This is a genomic window from Vibrio sp. QJM3NY_21 (genome assembly GCF_057785975.1).
The window spans coordinates 983,857-1,002,823 of sequence record NZ_CM173513.1 but is presented as its reverse complement, the minus strand read 5'-3'; the positions used below and the strand labels follow the sequence as shown (position 1 = coordinate 1,002,823).

General features: G+C 43.9%; 16 protein-coding genes and 1 pseudogene. 5 read left to right on the top strand and 12 right to left on the bottom strand.

Going from position 1 to position 18,967, the window contains the following annotated elements; genetic code table 11:
* The first annotated feature begins 1 nt into the window (after position 1).
* Positions 2 to 550: a rhombosortase gene (gene rrtA / locus AC3CID_RS04505; protein ID WP_146456835.1), complete on the top strand. Its 549-nt coding sequence runs from the start codon at positions 2 to 4 to the stop codon at positions 548 to 550.
* Here rrtA and AC3CID_RS04500 read toward each other — a convergent pair.
* The 8 genes and pseudogenes from AC3CID_RS04500 to AC3CID_RS04465 form a co-directional block, all read right to left on the bottom strand.
* Complete coding sequence (locus AC3CID_RS04500) at positions 541 to 840, bottom strand: ComEA family DNA-binding protein (protein ID WP_004736087.1); 300 nt, start codon at positions 838 to 840, stop codon at positions 541 to 543. The two genes, rrtA and AC3CID_RS04500, sit on opposite strands and share 10 nt — an antisense overlap.
* 261 nt (positions 841 to 1,101) lie before the next feature.
* Positions 1,102 to 2,967 (bottom strand): peptidylprolyl isomerase, encoded by a 1,866-nt coding sequence (ppiD, locus tag AC3CID_RS04495; protein WP_146456837.1) that lies wholly within the window; start codon positions 2,965 to 2,967, stop codon positions 1,102 to 1,104.
* A 220-nt stretch (positions 2,968 to 3,187) separates the two neighbouring features.
* Positions 3,188 to 3,460, bottom strand: coding sequence for an HU family DNA-binding protein (locus AC3CID_RS04490; RefSeq protein ID WP_004736083.1), 273 nt, complete (start codon positions 3,458 to 3,460; stop codon positions 3,188 to 3,190).
* 191 nt (positions 3,461 to 3,651) lie between these two features.
* Positions 3,652 to 6,003 (bottom strand): endopeptidase La, encoded by a 2,352-nt coding sequence (gene lon, locus AC3CID_RS04485; protein WP_017076773.1) that lies wholly within the window; start codon positions 6,001 to 6,003, stop codon positions 3,652 to 3,654.
* A 132-nt stretch (positions 6,004 to 6,135) separates the two neighbouring features.
* The gene (clpX, locus tag AC3CID_RS04480; RefSeq protein ID WP_004736081.1) at positions 6,136 to 7,416 is read right to left on the bottom strand and encodes an ATP-dependent protease ATP-binding subunit ClpX; all 1,281 of its coding nucleotides are present in this window, start codon (positions 7,414 to 7,416) and stop codon (positions 6,136 to 6,138) included.
* A gap of 81 nt (positions 7,417 to 7,497) precedes the next feature.
* Positions 7,498 to 8,124: an ATP-dependent Clp endopeptidase proteolytic subunit ClpP gene (gene clpP, locus AC3CID_RS04475; protein WP_004736080.1), complete on the bottom strand. Its 627-nt coding sequence runs from the start codon at positions 8,122 to 8,124 to the stop codon at positions 7,498 to 7,500.
* A 105-nt stretch (positions 8,125 to 8,229) separates the two neighbouring features.
* Positions 8,230 to 9,528: a trigger factor gene (gene tig, locus AC3CID_RS04470; RefSeq protein WP_004736079.1), complete on the bottom strand. Its 1,299-nt coding sequence runs from the start codon at positions 9,526 to 9,528 to the stop codon at positions 8,230 to 8,232.
* A gap of 356 nt (positions 9,529 to 9,884) precedes the next feature.
* Positions 9,885 to 10,067, bottom strand: a pseudogene (locus tag AC3CID_RS04465) (hypothetical protein); the annotation flags it as partial.
* Between the two features lie 163 nt (positions 10,068 to 10,230).
* On the opposite strand from AC3CID_RS04465, the gene AC3CID_RS04460 reads away from it, so the two are divergent.
* The 3 genes from AC3CID_RS04460 to AC3CID_RS04450 all read left to right on the top strand — a co-directional run bounded on the left by AC3CID_RS04460 (position 10,231) and on the right by AC3CID_RS04450 (position 13,777).
* Positions 10,231 to 12,078 carry a sensor histidine kinase gene (locus AC3CID_RS04460; RefSeq protein WP_146456839.1) on the top strand — a complete coding sequence of 616 codons (1,848 nt, stop codon included), beginning with the start codon at positions 10,231 to 10,233 and terminating at the stop codon, positions 12,076 to 12,078.
* Between the two features lie 97 nt (positions 12,079 to 12,175).
* Positions 12,176 to 13,525, top strand: a complete 1,350-nt coding sequence (locus tag AC3CID_RS04455; protein WP_488526997.1) for a sigma-54-dependent transcriptional regulator — start codon at positions 12,176 to 12,178, stop codon at positions 13,523 to 13,525.
* 78 nt (positions 13,526 to 13,603) lie between these two features.
* Entirely contained in the window at positions 13,604 to 13,777 is a 174-nt protein-coding gene (locus AC3CID_RS04450) for a hypothetical protein (protein ID WP_488526996.1), read from the top strand.
* Positions 13,778 to 13,838: 61 nt separating this feature from the next.
* Here AC3CID_RS04450 and AC3CID_RS04445 read toward each other — a convergent pair whose 3' ends face one another.
* The 3 genes from AC3CID_RS04445 to AC3CID_RS04435 all read right to left on the bottom strand — a co-directional run bounded on the left by AC3CID_RS04445 (position 13,839) and on the right by AC3CID_RS04435 (position 17,019).
* Positions 13,839 to 15,200 carry a TRAP transporter large permease gene (locus tag AC3CID_RS04445; protein WP_004736074.1) on the bottom strand — a complete coding sequence of 454 codons (1,362 nt, stop codon included), beginning with the start codon at positions 15,198 to 15,200 and terminating at the stop codon, positions 13,839 to 13,841.
* A gap of 2 nt (positions 15,201 to 15,202) precedes the next feature.
* On the bottom strand, positions 15,203 to 15,958 hold the full coding sequence (locus tag AC3CID_RS04440; protein WP_102340199.1) for a TRAP transporter small permease: 756 nt from the start codon (positions 15,956 to 15,958) through the stop codon (positions 15,203 to 15,205).
* Between the two features lie 65 nt (positions 15,959 to 16,023).
* Entirely contained in the window at positions 16,024 to 17,019 is a 996-nt protein-coding gene (locus tag AC3CID_RS04435) for a TRAP transporter substrate-binding protein (RefSeq protein WP_017631410.1), read from the bottom strand.
* A gap of 356 nt (positions 17,020 to 17,375) precedes the next feature.
* Here AC3CID_RS04435 and AC3CID_RS04430 point away from each other — a divergent pair, with 356 nt between their 5' ends.
* Positions 17,376 to 17,783, top strand: coding sequence for a thioesterase family protein (locus AC3CID_RS04430; protein WP_009847292.1), 408 nt, complete (start codon positions 17,376 to 17,378; stop codon positions 17,781 to 17,783).
* Positions 17,784 to 17,803: 20 nt separating this feature from the next.
* On the opposite strand, the gene AC3CID_RS04425 is transcribed toward AC3CID_RS04430, so the two are convergent.
* Positions 17,804 to 18,631: a 4'-phosphopantetheinyl transferase family protein gene (locus AC3CID_RS04425; protein ID WP_488526995.1), complete on the bottom strand. Its 828-nt coding sequence runs from the start codon at positions 18,629 to 18,631 to the stop codon at positions 17,804 to 17,806.
* Between the last annotated feature and the right edge of the window lie 336 nt (positions 18,632 to 18,967).

The window sequence follows — 18,967 nt, the reverse complement described above, 5'->3', positions numbered from 1 at the left end:
TGTGTACCCTGTTTTAATTTTCACTTCACTTTTATGCGTCTTATTCCAATTTGAGCCAATACAAGCTTGGGTCGTTTGGGATAGCAATGCGATTGCCGAGGGGCAATGGTGGCGAATCCTAACAGGAAACTTTTCACATACCAACTACTCGCACCTTCTGATGAATCTAGCAGGCTTATGGATCATCAGCTATCTGTTTCAACCGAGTAAAAAACAGCTTGTTCTTGCTCTGCTTATGATTAGTTTAGTGACTGGGATCGCTCTGTTGTTTTCGAGTATTCAGATCTATGTTGGCCTATCTGGCACTTTGCATGGGTTGTTTGGCTTATTCGCGCTCAGTGAGGCTTTAAACGGTAGGAGATCAAGTTGGCTGTTAGTATTGGGATTAATCGCTAAAATCGCTTGGGAGCAGCTTGTTGGCCCTTCTAGCACCACTGGCGAACTGATTAATGCTCGTGTCGCGATTGAAGCCCACCTAGCAGGTGCACTGGCCGGAGGCTTCATATCTATCGCTTCATTTCTAACAAGTAGAAAAACGGATCAAAGTTGAATTCTTTCGCGGTTCTTTTCAACCGTGGCTTCACCTATCCCTTTCACACTCACCAAATCATCAGCAGTCGTAAACGCACCGTTTTGATCTCTGTAATCGACGATCTCTTGAGCTTTCTTGTCCCCAACACCAACTAATAGCGCTGAGAGTTCTTCTGCAGTCGCAGTATTGATGTTTACCGTAATCTCGATGCCATCGTAAAGCTCAGCTTTAGTTGGACTATCAGAAAACGCTGGGGAGCTAAGGGCCATCAGAAATGAAAGAAGTAGTGTTGAATATATCGTGCGCATAAACCGTTCCTTTGAACAAAAAACGTAATTTATGCATTTGCCGCACTAGATAACACAATCACCAGACAAAAATAAAGCGGGTCACCTAAGTGACCCGCTTCGTTATACATCTTGTTTTCATCAGTTTGCTTGTTGGCTCACAAATTTGATTTATCGAATAAACCTAATTTGCAAAACAACAACCATCGCATGTTGATTCTCGGTAGTCAGTCACCTAACAGGCTTAACTACCGAGCTAAGCTAACTCAAACTAACCTGAGCTTACTGACCCTGACCCACTACGTAGTATTCAACGTCTGCATTTTTACGCAGTACGTTTAGTACATTAGTAAGGTCTTGCTGATTACCAACTCGCTCCAACTGTGCACCAATTTGAGTGCTGTAAGCTGGGTTGATTTCAGCCGTTACTTTAGAAAGCTCAACAACAACGATGTTACCGTCTTGGTCTTTAGATTGACCGAACACAGCTTGACCTGCTTCTGGTTTCGCTAGAGCGAATACAGACGCCGCTAGTGGCGAGTTACGGTCAATCGTTTCAAGTTCAGTGAACTCAAGGTTGTTATCTGCAAGTACTGCTTCGTTACCTTGCTTAAGCTCGTTCACTAGAGAAACACCTAGCTCAACTGCTTGTTGCTCAGCTTGTACAGCAGACAATGCAGCGACAACTTGATCTTTCACTTCAGCTAGAGGAAGAACTGTCTCGTCGCGAGTCTCTTCTACACGAACAACAATCACGTGCTCAGGTGCAACTTCGATAACTTCAGAGTTCAGACCGTCTTCTTTCACTTCAGGGCTCAAGATAGCTTGCATTACTGCAGGCGTCATCAGAACTTCCGGAGCGTCAACTTGAGAGATGAAATCAGTTGTCGTGATCTTCGCATTGATAGCTTCAGCAGAATCATCCAAAGAATCTGGGAATTCAAACGCTACTTTTTCTAGCTCAGTTTGCTGTTCGTAGAACTGGTCTACAGCATGCTGGTCTAGTAGTTCTTGCTTAATCTCAGCCGCTACTTCTGTATAAGGCTGAGCTTGAGACTCTTTTACTTCGTCTAGCTTGATGATGTGGTAGCCAAAATCAGATTTAACTAGGCCAGTAGTATCGCCAATATTCTCAAGAGCGAAAGCCGCGCCTTCGAATGCTGGGTCCATAACATCGCGTTCAATCCAACCTAAGTCACCGCCAACATCTGCACTACCGAAGTCGTCAGATTTCTCTTCCGCTAGCGTAGCAAAATCAGCGCCTGCATTTAGCTCGTCTAGGATTGACTGAGCTTTCGCTTCGTCATCGCCTTGAACTAAGATGTGACTAACTTTACGTTGCTCTTCAGTTGAGTACTTGTCTAGGTGCTCTTGATAGTATTTCTGTGCTTCTTCATCGCTTACTTCAAGCTGAGACTTAAGGGCTTCAGCTGAAAGCTCGATGTAAGACACCTTAGCTTGCTCTGGACGAGTGTAAGCTTGAGGGTTCTCAGAATAGTACTGTTCGATTTGCTCGTCAGTTAGCTTGATGTTTTTCGCTAGATCAGCAACAGACAAGGTCACTGTACGAATGTCACGAGTTTGAGCAATAAGTTTGCTTTGCGTATCGATTTCGCCTTGAAGAACAAATTCACTGCCTTGAAGCGCAGTCACAAGCTGGTTACGCATTAGGTCACGACGCATGTATTCAGCGAAGCTTTCTGCGCTGAAACCTGCACGACGCAGTGCTGATTGGTAAACTTCTTGATCAAATTGACCAGCAGTTTGGAACTGAGGCATTTCTAGAATCATTGTACGGATTTGAGAATCACTGATTCGTAGGCCTAGTGACTCAGCTTGCTGCTCAAGTAGAACATCGTTGATCATGCGATCAAGTACTGATTTACGGAAAGACTCTACGTATGCAGGGTCTGCAAGCATTTGAGCGAAGTAATCGCCAAGTTGAGACTGCATACGATTACGTTCGTTTTGGTAAGCTTGTTCGAACTCACCACGAGCAATTTCTGTGTTGCCAACTTTAGCTGCTGCGTTGTTACCGCCACCGGTGATGTAGCTGCCTACACCTGCGAATACGAATGACAGGATAATCAACCCAAGGATAATTTTTACCGCGATGCTATTCACGCCTTCGCGTAATCGATCCATCATAATTTAAGTGCTCTCCGGATATGAAGCATTGGCTTCAAAATAAAAATCTATTCACGCGATATTATCAGAAAAAGAAATGCGCATCAGTAGGATGCGCATAATTTAAATAAGTTCAATGTGCTTTGCACACATACTGTCTAAGAATGAAACATCATTTTTCAAACAGTAAACGCATTTTACTGCCTTCCCCTCTCTAAAAGCGAGGTTTCAGCAGTGAAAATTAGTTACATGCGTCTTTAAGTGCTTTACCTGCTTTGAAGCCAGGTACTTTAGCTTCTGCGATTTGGATCTCTTCACCAGTTTTTGGGTTACGACCTGTACGAGCAGCACGAGTACGAACACTGAAAGTACCAAAGCCAACAAGTGCCACTTGGTCACCTGATTGTAGCGTTGTGCCAACTGCTTCGATGAAAGCGTCTAGAGCGCGACCAGCTGAAGCTTTAGAGATGTCTGCGTTTTCTGCGATTGATTCTACTAGTTGTGTTTTATTCACTGTTTTTCCCCTATGTGTCATCTGTGACTACTTCTCGATGACTGTACGTTCCATTTTGGTTTTAATTTAGCCGCAAGCCTTATTGCAAAAGGGCTGCAGCTTTAGTCAAATAACTTAGCGTCCAAAAAAAACGCTGACAAGCCTTTTCGGGTCTATCAGCGTAATTCTTTACTTATTTTTGCTATGCATCACTATTTTTTCACGTCAAACTCGACCCCTGACGGATCTCGTTCTAGCGCGACTTTAAGTACTTCATCAATCCATTGGACCGGAATCACCTTTAAGTCAGCGATTACATTGTCTGGAATCTCTTCCAAATCACGTTCATTGTCTTTAGGAATCAAGACAGTTTTGATGCCGCCACGGTGTGCTGCAAGCAGTTTTTCTTTCAAACCACCGATAGGTAAAACTTCACCACGAAGGGTAATTTCACCTGTCATACCGACCTCAGCTTTCACAGGATTACCCGTTAAGCTAGAGACCAATGCAGTACACATTGCGATACCCGCACTTGGGCCATCTTTTGGTGTTGCACCTTCCGGTACGTGAACGTGAATATCACGTTTCTCGTAGAAATCTGTGTTAATACCCAGATTTTCCGCACGAGAACGAACCACAGTCATGGCTGCTTGAATCGACTCTTTCATCACATCGCCAAGAGAACCGGTTTGCGTTAGCTTACCTTTACCTGGCATTGATTCAGTTTCGATAGTCAGTAGGTCACCACCCACTTGAGTCCACGCTAAACCAGTCACTTGACCGATACGGTTACTCTCATCCGCTTTACCAAAATCATGACGTTGAACGCCTAAGTACTCTTTCAGGTTATCAATGTTAACCGTTACAGACTTAAGGCTGCTGTCTAGCAAGATATTCTTAACTGCTTTACGACAGATCTTAGAGATTTCACGCTCTAGGTTACGCACGCCCGCTTCACGCGTGTAATAACGAATAATGCCAACGATAGCTGAATCTTCGATATTAATCTCGTGAGGCTTAAGACCGTTACGTTGAACTTGTTTGTCCAGTAAGTGACTTTTAGCGATGTTTAGCTTTTCATCTTCTGTGTAACCCGACAGTCGAATCACTTCCATACGGTCCAGTAACGGGCCAGGAATGTCCATTGAGTTAGACGTTGCAACAAACATGACGTCTGACAGATCGTAATCTACTTCTAGGTAGTGATCGTTGAATGCAACGTTTTGCTCTGGATCTAACACTTCTAGAAGCGCTGAAGATGGGTCGCCACGCATATCAGAAGACATCTTATCGATTTCATCTAATAGGAACAGGGGGTTCTTAACACCAACTTTAGACATCTTCTGGATCAGTTTACCCGGAAGTGAACCGATGTAAGTACGACGGTGACCGCGGATTTCCGCTTCGTCACGTACGCCACCAAGAGCCATACGAGTGTACTTACGGCCCGTTGCCGCTGCAATCGAACGACCTAGCGAGGTTTTACCTACACCAGGAGGACCAACAAGACAAAGGATTGGACCTTTTAGCTTGTTAATTCGATTTTGTACTGCCAAGTATTCAAGGATACGTTCTTTAACACGCTCTAAGCCGTAGTGGTCTTCATTCAAGACCTCTTCCGCTTTCGCTAAATTCTTTTTAACTTTTGAACGCTTAGCCCAAGGAACACCAACCATCCAATCAATGTAGCTACGTACTACTGTTGCTTCAGCAGACATTGGCGACATCATTTTCAGTTTTTGCAGTTCTTGCTCGGTTTTTTCACGAGCTTCTTGAGGCATTTTTGAATCTTCGATCTTCTTCTTCAGAGTCTCGAATTCATCAGGTGCGTCATCCATCTCGCCCAGTTCTTTCTGAATCGCTTTCATTTGCTCATTCAGGTAGTACTCGCGCTGAGATTTCTCCATCTGCTTCTTAACGCGGCCACGAATGCGTTTTTCAACTTGCAGGATGTCAATTTCTGACTCCATTTGGCCCATTAAGAATTCCAGACGTTCAGTCACATCTGCAATTTCTAGAACGTGCTGCTTATCAACCAATTTAAGTGGCATGTGCGCTGCAATCGTATCGGCTAGGCGTGCAGCCTCATCAATACCGTTCAGAGACGTTAGAACTTCTGGTGGGATTTTTTTGTTTAGCTTAATAAAGCCTTCGAATTGATTGATCGCGCTGCGAACAACCACTTCTTGTTCTTTTTCGTCAAGTTCTGAGGTTACAACGTATTCGGCATCCGCTAAGAAAAACTCACTCTCTTTGAACTGGTGAATTTTTGCACGCTGCTGACCTTCGACAAGTACTTTCACAGTACCATCAGGCAGCTTTAGCAACTGAAGAATAGTAGCGACTGTACCTACGTTAAATAGGTCGTCGATTGAAGGCTCATCAGTGTCCGCTTCTTTCTGCGCTACAAGTAGTACTTGTTTGTTAGCTTCCATTGCCGATTCAAGGCAAGTAATCGATTTTTCACGACCGACAAACAATGGAATAACCATGTGTGGGTAAACCACTACATCACGTAGAGGTAGCACGGGGATTTCGATACGCTCGGAACGTTCCAAGTTCATATATTTCTCTCTTCCGCTTTAACTTATAAAGCAGTATATGGGGCTTAAACGACTGGATTCAATGGAAGAATAAAAAAAAGGAGGTAATTGCTTACCTCCTTTTTCAATTTGAGTGACTTGTCTAAAAAAGACCTACTCTGCAACCGCTGCTTGGTTATCTGAGTTGCTGTAAATCAACAGTGGTTCTGACTCACCATTAATTACCGACTCATCAATCACAACCTTGCTTACATCTGTCGAAGATGGCAGTTCGTACATAGTTTCTAGTAGAACACCCTCCAAGATAGAACGCAGACCACGAGCACCCGTTTTACGTTCCATTGCTTTCTTCGCAATTGCACGTAGAGCATCGTCGCGGAATTCTAATTCAGTCTCTTCGATTTCAAATAATGCTGCGTACTGCTTAGTAAGCGCATTCTTCGGTTCACAAAGAATTTGAACTAGAGCTTCTTCGTCAAGTTCTGTCAATGTCGTTGTCACGGGTAGACGACCAATGAATTCCGGAATTAGACCGTACTTCACGAGATCTTCAGGTTCAACTTGAGTGAACAGTTCACCCACAGTTTTTGCTTCATCTTTTGAACGCACTTCTGCGCCAAAACCGATGCTCGAACCTTTTTCTACACGTTGCTCAATCACTTTATCTAGGCCAGAGAACGCTCCGCCACAAATAAATAGGATCTTAGACGTGTCCACTTGCAAGAACTCTTGCTGTGGATGCTTACGACCACCTTGAGGTGGAACTGAAGCAACTGTACCTTCAACAAGTTTAAGTAGAGCTTGCTGTACACCTTCACCAGACACGTCACGCGTGATTGATGGGTTTTCAGCTTTACGAGAAATCTTGTCGATTTCATCGATGTAAACAATGCCGCGTTCTGCTTTCGCTACGTCATAATCACACTTCTGAAGCAACTTCTGGATGATGTTTTCAACATCTTCGCCCACATAACCGGCTTCGGTTAGTGTTGTTGCATCTGCCATTGTGAAAGGAACGTCTAGGAAACGAGCCAGTGTTTCAGCCAGTAGCGTTTTACCACTACCAGTAGGACCGATAAGAAGAATGTTACTCTTACCTAGCTCTACGCCTTCAGCTGTCGTGTCACCATTACGCAAACGCTTGTAGTGGTTGTATACCGCAACTGCTAGCACTTTCTTCGCGTATTCTTGACCGATTACATAGTCGTCAAGATGCTCACGAATCTCACGCGGCGTTGGCAGCGATTCCGATTCTTTCTTAGGAAGAACATCTTTAATTTCTTCACGAATAATGTCGTTACAAAGATCGACACATTCATCACAAATGTAAACAGAAGGACCTGCGATTAACTTGCGAACTTCGTGTTGGCTTTTGCCACAGAAAGAGCAGTAAAGCAGTTTACCGCTACCACCCTCTTTGCTTTTATCTGTCATTCGCTAACCTCTTAGCCTTTACTCTCTATGCTTGAGTGTATATCAATTTGAATCACTTTGCGTTAAACAATTGCCGTGCAATTATTGACCGCGGTGATTAAGAACTGAATCTACCAAGCCGTATTCTACTGCTTGATCAGCAGACATAAAATTATCACGATCTGTATCACGCTCAACAACTTCTAAAGGCTGACCAGTGTGCTCTGCCAATAGTTTGTTTAGCTTTTGTTTGATCGTTAGGATCTCTTGCGCGTGAATTTGAATATCAGACGCTTGGCCTTGGAAGCCGCCAAGTGGCTGGTGAATCATTACACGTGAGTTTGGAAGCACGTGACGCTTACCAGGAGTACCACCCGCTAGTAAGAATGCACCCATAGAGCAAGCTTGACCCATACAGACTGTGCTCACGTTTGGCTTGATGAACTGCATTGTGTCATAGATAGACATGCCCGCTGTTACGCTACCGCCAGGTGAGTTGATGTAAAGATAGATATCTTTGTCTGGGTTTTCTGATTCCAAGAAAAGCAGTTGAGCCACGACAAGATTTGCCATGTGGTCTTCCACTTGACCTGTTAAGAAAATGATACGTTCTTTTAATAGACGAGAATAAATATCGTAAGAACGTTCACCACGGGAAGTCTGTTCAACCACCATAGGAACTAGTGCGTCCATAATCGATGGCATTGTATTTTTTTCTTGGTAGCTCATATTCTTATGTCCCTAAAATAAATGGCCCGAATGATTAAATCATACGGACCATTGTTAGCAGAATTGTTGACCGTACGTCAACCTTCTACGTCAGATATTACTATATTAAGCAGGTTGCTGATTCATTAGCTCGTTGAAGCTAACTTCTTTATCAGAAACTTGAGCTTTAGCGATGATTGCATCAATAGCTTGCTCTTCTAGAGCAACATTGCGCATGTTGTTCATCATTTGCTCGTTTTGCTCGTAGTAAGCAATAACTTCTGTTGGATCTTCGTATGCTGTAGCCATCTCTTCGATGATAGCTTTAACTTTCTCGTCGTCAGCTTTTAGCTCTTCAGTCTTGATTACTTCACCAAGAAGAAGACCTACAACTACGCGACGTTTAGCTTGCTCTTCGAACAGCTCACGTGGAAGTTGGTCAGCAGCTTCAGTGTTGCCACCGAAACGTTGAGCAGCTTGTTGACGTAGAACACCGATCTCTTGATCGATTAGAGCAGAAGGTACGTCGATGTTGTTTTCGTTAACTAGACCGTCGATTGCTTGCTCTTTGATGCGGTTCTTAACAGCTTGCTTAAGCTCACGCTCCATGTTCTTACGAACTTCAGCTTTAAGGCCTTCAACGCCTTCAGCTGCGCCGAACTTAGAAACGAATTCTTCGTTTAGTTCTGGAAGCTCACGAGCTTCAACTTTGTTCAGCTTGATAGAGAACTTAGCAGCTTTACCTTTTAGGTTTTCAGCGTGGTAATCTTCTGGGAAGTTTACTTCGATTTCGAATTCCATACCTGCTGTTTTACCAACGATACCGTCTTCAAAACCAGGGATCATGCGACCAGCACCCATCTCTAGTGGGAAGTTCTCAGCTTTACCGCCTTCGAACTCTTCACCGTCGATAGAACCAACGAAGTCGATAGTTGCACGAGAACCAGCGTCAGCAGCAGCTTCAACTTCAGTCCAAGTTGCTTGTTGCTTACGTAGAGTTTCGATCATCTCTTCAACGTCAGCTTCTTTAACTTCTACTGCTGGTTTCTCAACAGTGATGTTTTCTAGACCTTTCAGCTCAACTTCTGGGTAAACTTCAAAAGTTGCGTTGAATACTAGGTCAGCGCCTTCGTTGTTTTCAACTGGTGCGAAAGTAGGTGCGCCAGCTGGGTTGATTTTCTCTTTAACGATCGCTTCGATGAAGTGACGTTGCATTACTTCGCCCATCACGTCTTGACGTACTGCTTTGCCGTACATTTTAGCAACCATCTTCATAGGCACTTTGCCTTTACGGAAACCATCGAAACGACGGTTTTTCGCGATGTTGCGTAGTTCAGCTGTAACTGCATCTTCGATGTTAGCAGCAGGAACAGTAATATTAAGACGGCGCTCTAGGCCTTCTAGCGTTTCAACAGTAACTTGCATTATATAAACCTCAAAACTGGCTCAGTAATCTGAGCATATGAGCCGTAACTTAGCTTTAATTCAAAAGCCGACGTTGTTGGCTGCATTCTTGTGTAGTGCTCTATCCGAACACCTAATTTAAAATCGAGCATTGATGTCTGAATTGATTATTCAACCAAACACCAGACTAATCAGCGATATCTTCGTTCTTCACATGCTTATTGAACGTTCTCACGCAGTTATAAAACGTTTTCACGCACTTATAAAACGTTCTCACGTACTTACAAAAAGCAGTGAAGCTTGTTTTCGGAAACAAGAAAGGTATCTCCGATTAGCCTCAGGACAGAAATTTTAGATGCGACATTCTAGCGATCTGTTTAATCTCTGTCGAGCCGTTCACCTCTGCATGATGATGAATGCTCTAAATTCGTCCAACTAAATGATACAAAAACGATCAAATCATCACTTAGCACAACAGAAATGGGGACAATAGCGACTTTTTCAAGGGAATCGAGGGCTTTTTTTGCTAAAAACCTTAAAAAGAGATCTTGCTCTTGTTTTACCCCTCAGAGTCGATAACTTTTTCAACAATCCCCGTTACAAACCCTTAACCTACCCCCACCTGTCGACTTTCTCCTTTCAGCAAAAACTACCGCTATTTGCTACCATAAATGAGAGAAAACAGGCTTGATTGATTACCAAAGAAATTAGCGGAGAGCCTTCATGTTTCAAGCTTTTAGAATCCCAATACTATTAATGGCCATATACAGTCTACTGATGGTCTTTGGCGGTCATTGGGTATGGAGTACTAGTCATGAAAGTTTGTTAAATGATCATCAATCTAAGCTAGACCGCTTTTCGGTTCATATTTCCAGTCAATTGGATAAGTTCGCGCACATTCCCGAGCTGCTTTCAAAAGACAAAGAACTGGTCGATGCCCTTCACTCTCCAAGTAACTCTGCGCAAATCGAGCTCACCAATCGCTATCTAGAGCACGTAAATTCGGTGATTCAAGCGTCCGACACTTATTTATTAGACAGCATTGGCACCACTATCGCAGCCAGTAACTGGAATCAACCGCATTCTTTTATTCGTCGAAACTTTGCTTTCCGTCCCTACTATCAAGAAGCCATTCAAGGTAATGAAAATCAATACTTTGCGCTAGGTTCAACGTCTGGGAAGCGAGGCTATTATTATTCTTATCCGGTCTCCTATGCCGCTGAGATTATTGGTGTCATTGTCGTAAAGATGGATTTATCGCTGATTGAAGCAAGTTGGAAAGGCAAGCAGAGTTTTTTTGTTGCTGACGATAAAGACCAAATCGTATTCATGTCGAGTAATCCTGAATGGCTGTTCAAAAGCCTTCAGCCGCTGAGCCAAGCACAGCAAGCTCGAATTCAAGAAAGCAGGCAGTATCTCGATACCAAAATAGAAAGCCTTCACTTCTCTGGTGATTTCGAGAGTGCAACTAGCAATATTGAGTCTCCGCACAAGCTCGTCCAAGAGCAATTCTTTAGCTCTTCACGCTTCTTAGCCGAACCGAAACTCACTATACGAGTATTTTCTCCGACCCACTTAGTTTGGTGGGACCTGGTGGCTTACCTAGTGGTTTTGAGCCTTATCTTTGCGATTATTTATCTAACGATGCAGCTCAATCACCATCGACAACAAAGGCGTGCCCAAATTGATAGACTGCAATCTGAAGCCAAGCAAAAACTAGAATTTCAAGTGCTTGAGCGCACATCAGAGCTGCACGTCGAGATTAAACATCGTATCGAAACCGAGCATGTACTGAGGCAAACACAAGACGAACTCATCCAAGCCGCCAAACTGGCGGTGCTAGGGCAAATGTCGGCAAGCATAAGCCATGAGTTGAATAACCCTCTCGCTGCGATTCGCAGTTATGCCGACAACGGCCGACTGTTTCTTGCCAAAGAAAAGACCGATCGTGTCGATGACAACCTCTCGCGAATCTCGGCGCTCACTGATCGCATGGCGAAAATCAGCCACCAGCTTCGCTCTTTTGCCAAGAAGTCCACCGCGGAAGAATTGCATACGTTGCAGATACTTCCCGTATTGCACTCGTCAAAAGAACTGATGAAACCACAACTCAAGAGTGAGCGAGTTAAAGTCAACGAACTCCCTGAAACCTTTGATGCTTGCGTGCTCGCCAACGCCATCCAATTGGAACAAGTGATCATTAATTTGCTGACCAACGCGATTCAGGCGATGGAACAACAAGACGACAAGCAATTAGCTATTCTGTTAGAGATTAGGGAATCCGACCAACAAGCCAGCACCTTGCTGATTCATGTCGATGATAATGGCCCCGGCTTCACTTCCTCTTCGAGCGGAGATTTTTTTGAACCTTTCCATACCACCAAGAAAAATGGACTTGGACTTGGGTTATCGATTTCTCAACAAATAATCCGCGGAATCAACGGCAAGCTCGTTACCGGTCACAGCCCTCAAGGTGGTGCTCGATTCAGCATAGAGTTGCCCCTTCTTGAACAGCAGCAGCAACAAAAACAGCAAGAAGAACCATTACGTAAAGCAAAAACAACAGACTGAGATTAAACCGTTAACAAGCTAGCTATTGAACAAGCGAGCCAACCAACAAGCAAAAAACTCAGCGATAATCAGAATACAAAGAAGTAAAGGAATCACTATGTGTCACGTCTATTTCATTGATGATGAATCCGATCTAAGAATGGCGATTGAACAGAGCTTTGAGCTCGCCGATATTGAAGCGGAGTTCTTTCCCGATGCCGAATCTGCTCTGCTCGCAATTCAAGAGAACGGCTTACCCCACGTCATCATCACTGATATCTGTTTACCGGGTATTTCCGGGCATGACTTGCTCAACACCGTAATGCACAAAGACAAAGAGGTCCCCGTAATCATGATCACTGGCCACGGCGATATCTCCATGGCAGTGCAAGCCATCCATGACGGTGCCTATGATTTCATTGAAAAGCCATTCGCAAATGAACGCTTAATTGAAACAACTAAGCGTGCGATAGATAAACGTCAACTCACTCTTGAGAATCTTGAATTAAAGCGCTCGCTCAAGGCCAGTAAAGCACTTGGACCAAGAATCATTGGGGACACACAATCCATGACTGAGCTGCGTTCCATCATCACTCATGTGGCAGACACTAACGCTGACATTTTACTCTTTGGTGAAACTGGCACAGGCAAAGAGTTAGTCGCACGTTCCCTGCATGAGCAAAGCAGCCGACGAGAACAAAACTTTGTCGCCGTCAATTGCGGTGCGGTTCCAGAGAACCTGATTGAAAGCGAACTCTATGGACATGAGAAAGGCGCGTTTACTGGCGCAGAAAGCAAACGTGTCGGTAAATTTGAATTTGCTCAAGGCGGAACCCTATTCTTAGATGAAATTGAATCCATGCCGATGCAGGCACAAATTCGCCTACTGCGTGTATTACAGGAACGCGTGATTGAGAGAGTTGGATCCAATAGCTTGGTGCCTCTCGATATTCGTGTGATTGCCGCCACCAAAATCGATCTAAAGAAAGCCGCTGAAGAAGGGACTTTTCGACAAGACCTCTATTACCGACTCAATGTCGTGACCTTGGATTTACCGCCGTTAAGAAGCCGCCAAGAAGATATCCCTGCACTATTTCACCACTTCTTACTGGTTGCTGCAGCTCGCTATGGGAAAACAGCCCCTGCGCTTCCACAAAAGCAGCTACATGAGCTTCTAGCCCATGACTGGCCGGGAAATGTACGTGAATTACGTAATACTGCAGAACGTTTTGTGTTGTTAGGTAAGCTTTCTCACATGTCAGAAAACAGCACTGACACCGCACATGAAATGTCACTCACCGAGCTGGTCTGTGATTTTGAAAAAAACACGTTAAAGCAAGCACTTATTGAGTGTAACGGCAGTATAAAAGAGACAATGGAAAGGCTACAACTTCCCCGAAAAACACTCTACGATAAGATGCAAAAACACCAGCTCACGAAAGAGTCTTATAAGGTAGAACAAAACTAGATTAGATTTGGGAGCAAGATCACCTATACTTATTTTGATAACAGGATGTTATGCAATAAATGGGATAAGGAAATAAGTATGGGTGAGAAAACGAAAGTACCATCGATTACTGATACGTTTGAGATAGACGGTATCTACTACACCGATCAGCATGTCGACTTAAACACACCAGAATTAGAAGCGAAGCGAGCGCTGTATGAGCAGATTAATCCTCATTCGAGTCGCGGTAAAAATATAGATGAGGAGGTCTAGTGACCTCCTCATTTTTTATTCCAATAAGACTTTTTCAATTCTAATCACATAGAACGAACCGCTATTTGGTTATGATCTCCGGCCCCATCAAGGTGGTTGGTAACCATGTTGATACCCAAGGCACGTAAGTTACGATAATCAAGAATAAGAACATCACGCCAACCCATGGCAGTGCGGCTTTTACTACGTTCATCATCGACATCTTCGCGACCCCTGCGGTCACAAACAAGTTGAGCCCCACAGGCGGTGTTATCATCCCTATCTCCATGTTCACCACCATCATGATACCAAGGTGAATTGGGTCGATACCCAGTGCAATTGCAATAGGGAAAACCAACGGAGCAACGATGATCAGCAAGCCTGATGGCTCCATGAACTGCCCACCAATCAAGAGTAGAACGTTCACCACAATCAAGAAGGTGATTGGACCTAAACCTGCAGACAACATCGATTCCGTGATCATCTGAGGAATACGTTCTTCTGTCAGTACATGCTTAAGAATCAGAGCATTGGCAATGATAAACAACAGCATGATGGTCAGCTTACCCGCATCATAGAGCGTATCTTTGGTGTCTTTATGGAAAAACGTTTGGAACACTTTCACCAAAGCAGGCTTTGTATTTTTCTTGTCCGCAAACGGCCCCATATCTTTATAGATAAAGTTAGCAATGAAGAACGCGTAAACCGCTGCAACAGCCGCCGCTTCTGTCGGAGTAAAGATACCGCCGTAGATACCACCTAAAATGATAACAATCAGCAACAAGCCCCAGCTCGCATCCTTCGCGGCTGCGAACATCTCACCCCAGCCCACAAATGGCTGTGCAGGAATTTTCTTAATACGTGCTGCAATGTAGATAGCTATCATCAACATCACGCCCGCCAACAGTCCAGGAATCACACCGCCTAAGAACATACGACCCACAGATACATCCGTCGCCGCAGCGTAAACCACCATAACGATAGATGGTGGAATTAAGATACCCAACGTACCCGCGTTACAGATAACCCCTGCCGCGAACTCTTTTGTGTAGCCGTTTTTGATCATACCAGCGATAACAATACTACCGATTGCCACTACCGTTGCTGGAGACGACCCAGATAACGCTGCGAACATCATACACGCCACAACCGATGCCATTGCCAAACCGCCGCGGAACCAACCCACCATTGCGATAGCAAAACGGATAATACGTTTCGCCACGCCACCAGTAGACATAAAGCTAGAGGCCAAGATAAAGAAAGGAATCGCTAAGAGTGTGTAGTGGCCTGCAAATGCATTAAACAGCGTTTGTGCAACGGATGCCAAAGAAGCATCTGAATGCATCAATAAGAATATGACGCTTGATAAACCGAGGGAAATCGCAATTGGCACACCGACCAACATGAAAGCAATTACCATTAAAAATAGAAATAACATTGCCATGATTAGTCTTCCTTACCGTTAGATTTTGTACCCGACTCATTCGCCTTGTTTTGCTTAGTCGAATCCAATACCGCTGTCGCGTCTTCATCAGAACCCGCTAAAACATCAGCTTTCAATGCATCCAGCTCTTCTTCGGCTTCATGGCCCGCAATCATGCGGTCAAGTTTGCCCGTCGCCACTTGATAAGCGATTTGGATGAATCGGAACGTCAGCATTGCCATACCAATCGGCAGTGCCATGTAAGGAATAAAACGTGGCAATTTCTCGTATCGTTCGCCTTCATTCAGCCAGTCGGCAAGAAACTGAAGCATCTCTGGCATTGGAATATCATCAGTTTCATACCAAGCGCGCTCAGTCGCGAACGGGTACCAATAATTCCAAGAACCGATAAGTAGTAAGATTGAGAATGCTAGGCAACTTGCAACGGCGATTAACGCATACACTTTACGTAGCTTTTCTGGGGCAAGGTTAATGATCACATCAACGCCAATGTGGAAGTGCTTTTTGACGCCATAAGATGCGCCGACTAACACCATCCAAGCGAACATGAACACGGTCAGTTCCAGTGCCCATAAGATGTTGTCGTTGAATGCGTATCGAAACACCACATTGGCAAAAGTAAGTAGCGTCATTGCGCCAAGGAAAAATGCGATTAATGACTCTTCAATCACATCCGTAACTCTTCCGACTTTGGAAAAAAGAGAGGTTTCCAGTGCTGATTCGCTAGAATTTGGTTGTTCCATTTGAGGATTATCCATAATTGACTCCGCTTATAGTTATTTTAATAAGGAGTGGCGAAATGCACGCCACTCCTTTAGCGGTGTTATTGGTTTGAAGCTAACGCTGCATCGATAAGATCTGAACCGATGTCTTTTTCAAACTTCTTCCATACTGGTTGAAGCGCAGTTACCCATGCTTCACGCTGTTCAGGCGTAAGCGTACGAACCTCACCACCCGCTTCGATGATGTTGTTTTTGTTCGCTAGGTTAACTTTTGAAGATTCTGCGTTACGAGTCTCAGACACTTCTTGAACGATTGTGCCAAGTTGCGTACGTACATCTTCAGGTAGGTCTTTCCAGAAGTCGTTCGACGTTACTACGAGGTAATCAAGGATACCGTGGTTAGTTTCTGTCACGCCGTCTTGTACTTCAAAGAACTTCTTACCGTAGATGTTTGACCATGTGTTCTCTTGGCCATCGATAACCTTAGTTTGCAGGCCACCGTACACTTCTTTGAAGGACATCTTCTGTGGGTTAGCGCCTAGCTGTTCAAACTGAGCAACCAATACGTCTGATGCTTGAACACGGAATTTCAAACCTTCCGCATCTTCAGGGTTGATAAGAGGTTTGTTTGCTGACATCTGTTTCATGCCATTGTGCCAAAACGCTAGACCCTGTAGGCCACGACGTTTCATTGCATTCTTCAGTTTTTCACCAGATTCTGAGTTTTGGAAACGGTCAACAGCGTCTACATCTTCAAATAGGAACGGAAGGTCAAAAATGCGGTATTTCTTAGTGAACTTCTCAAATTTAGACAGCGAAGGTGCCGCCATTTGAACATCACCATTTAACAGGGCTTCCAGTACTTTATTATCATCGTAGAGTGTTGAGTTAGGGAAAACTTGCATACAAGCTTTGCCATTCATTTCCGTGTTTACTCGCTCTTCCAGTAAAGAAGCGGCAATGCCTTTCGGGTGCTTATCGGTATTGGTTACATGACTGAATTTAATCACGATTTCACCTGGGTCACAGTTTGCAGCAGCATTAAAACTTGTGAGCGCCAGAGCAGATACAGACAGCAGGGTAAGAGGCTTAAACATTATTATTCTCCTTAGTAAACAAAACAGCCCTTCAATGGGAACTGCGTGCTTTCACTAAGGCAATTAGCGCGCCACATTGACACAAGCCATTAACAACCCTTTAACTATAAGGCTTCATGATATCGGCCTGTAGTAGTCACCAACTCGCCGCAAAAATTAATGGGTGGAAAATGACACATAGAATATTTGTAAATGGGTGGAAGCTGACCAACGTATTAGTAATGAATAAGGCCGAATGAGGTCTGACCAAAAGCTCGATAGTCGATGATGCCTTGAAGTAATTTCTACCTATCCTGTAGAGTGCTGCACAACTTAGTCAGATTTACTACAACGCTACTTAATAAGAGTTGATATCAATGAGCCAGATCTACCATCACCCAGTACAAATTTACTATGAAGATACCGATCACTCAGGTGTGGTTTATCACCCTAACTTTCTAAAGTACTTTGAGCGTGCACGCGAACATGTATTGGGTAGCGATAAACTGGCAACATTGTGGAATGAACATGGATTAGGTTTTGCGGTATATAAAGCCAACATGACTTTTCAAGATGGGGTTGAGTTCGCTGAGATCTGCGACATCCGAACCTCTTTTGAACTTGATGGCAAATACAAAACGCTATGGCGACAGGAAGTGTGGCGTAAAGATGCAACCAAACCCGCGGTGATTGGTGATATCGAAATGGTTTGTCTAGACAAAGACAAGCAACTGCAGCCCGTGCCTGCTGAAGTCTTAAAAGCGATGCTTGGCGAAACGAGCTAACTTCGTCTCACCAAACTAGCTTAAAAGAGATGAGACGATGAAAAGGTTCTCATCTCTATCTTCATCGGTAGCAAATTTCCACCAAGCGTAACCGCAAAGCGATACTGCTCATCCAACCGCCCCAAACAACATTGCCAATCTGCAGAACTCTCGGTTTTCTCAGTAACATCCAACCCAACTCCACTGTATATGCTGATTTCATCATGCAATCTAATTTCATCCTGCAAGTTTGGTTGAAAATCCGAAGCGTGAATTGGCAATGTTTGCTCCGTCAGATTGGAGAAATCGAACGAAAAGCTTCGCAACGATGTGGCTAGCCCTTTACCTGTCGCTTTGATATAGGACTCCTTCAGCGCCCAAAGATCGAAAAAGCGCTCTCTTTGTTCTTCTTTGTTGAGCTTAAGTAAATCCGTCAATTCCGTATCTGAAAAATAGTGCTTCATGATCGAGTCGATATTGGTCGAGCTTCTGGCATGTTCGATATCGACGCCTAACTGAAGTGACTTCCCTTCTCTCTGGCAAACTGCGATTAACAAATGTTCTTTGCTATGACTGATATTGAAATTCAGGCCGGTTTCTATTTGTTGTTTCTCAATTAATCTTGGCTTCCCTTTCTCACCATATTCAAAACGCCACTCTTCAGCCGACAAACAAGAGTAGAGAGATAAGATCGCTCTCAGATAATTTCGTACATACAAAGCTTGAGTCTGAGATGAAGGCATTCGATAGCGCTCAACTTTGGCTATCTCGTCGGCCGTCAGTCTCTTTTTGAGCTGAGATACAATGTCTGGCTGGTCATTCAAGTTACTCAGAGAACATAGCCACAAATCAACAACGGGAGTTTTCATTTAACTCGAACTCACTTCTATAAATCACTCTTCAAAACACGATTGGAACAACCCAATCGAACAAATTTAACTCACCTATGAATTAAGTGGAACCTAGAGAATACGGGAGGGAAACCCCCTTCATATGAGGACTTAAAACTAATTTTTCAAATAATAACAAATTAAAACACAGATCACACTTAGCCTTACACGAGAGGCAGCCATTAAATGTTACTTACAAAAATATGACATAGATCTCACCAAGTTGAAATATAGAGTAAAAACACTAAAAAACAACTCATACCCATTAATTATCAATAAGTTAATTAAATTAAAAATACAAAAATCAAAACCATG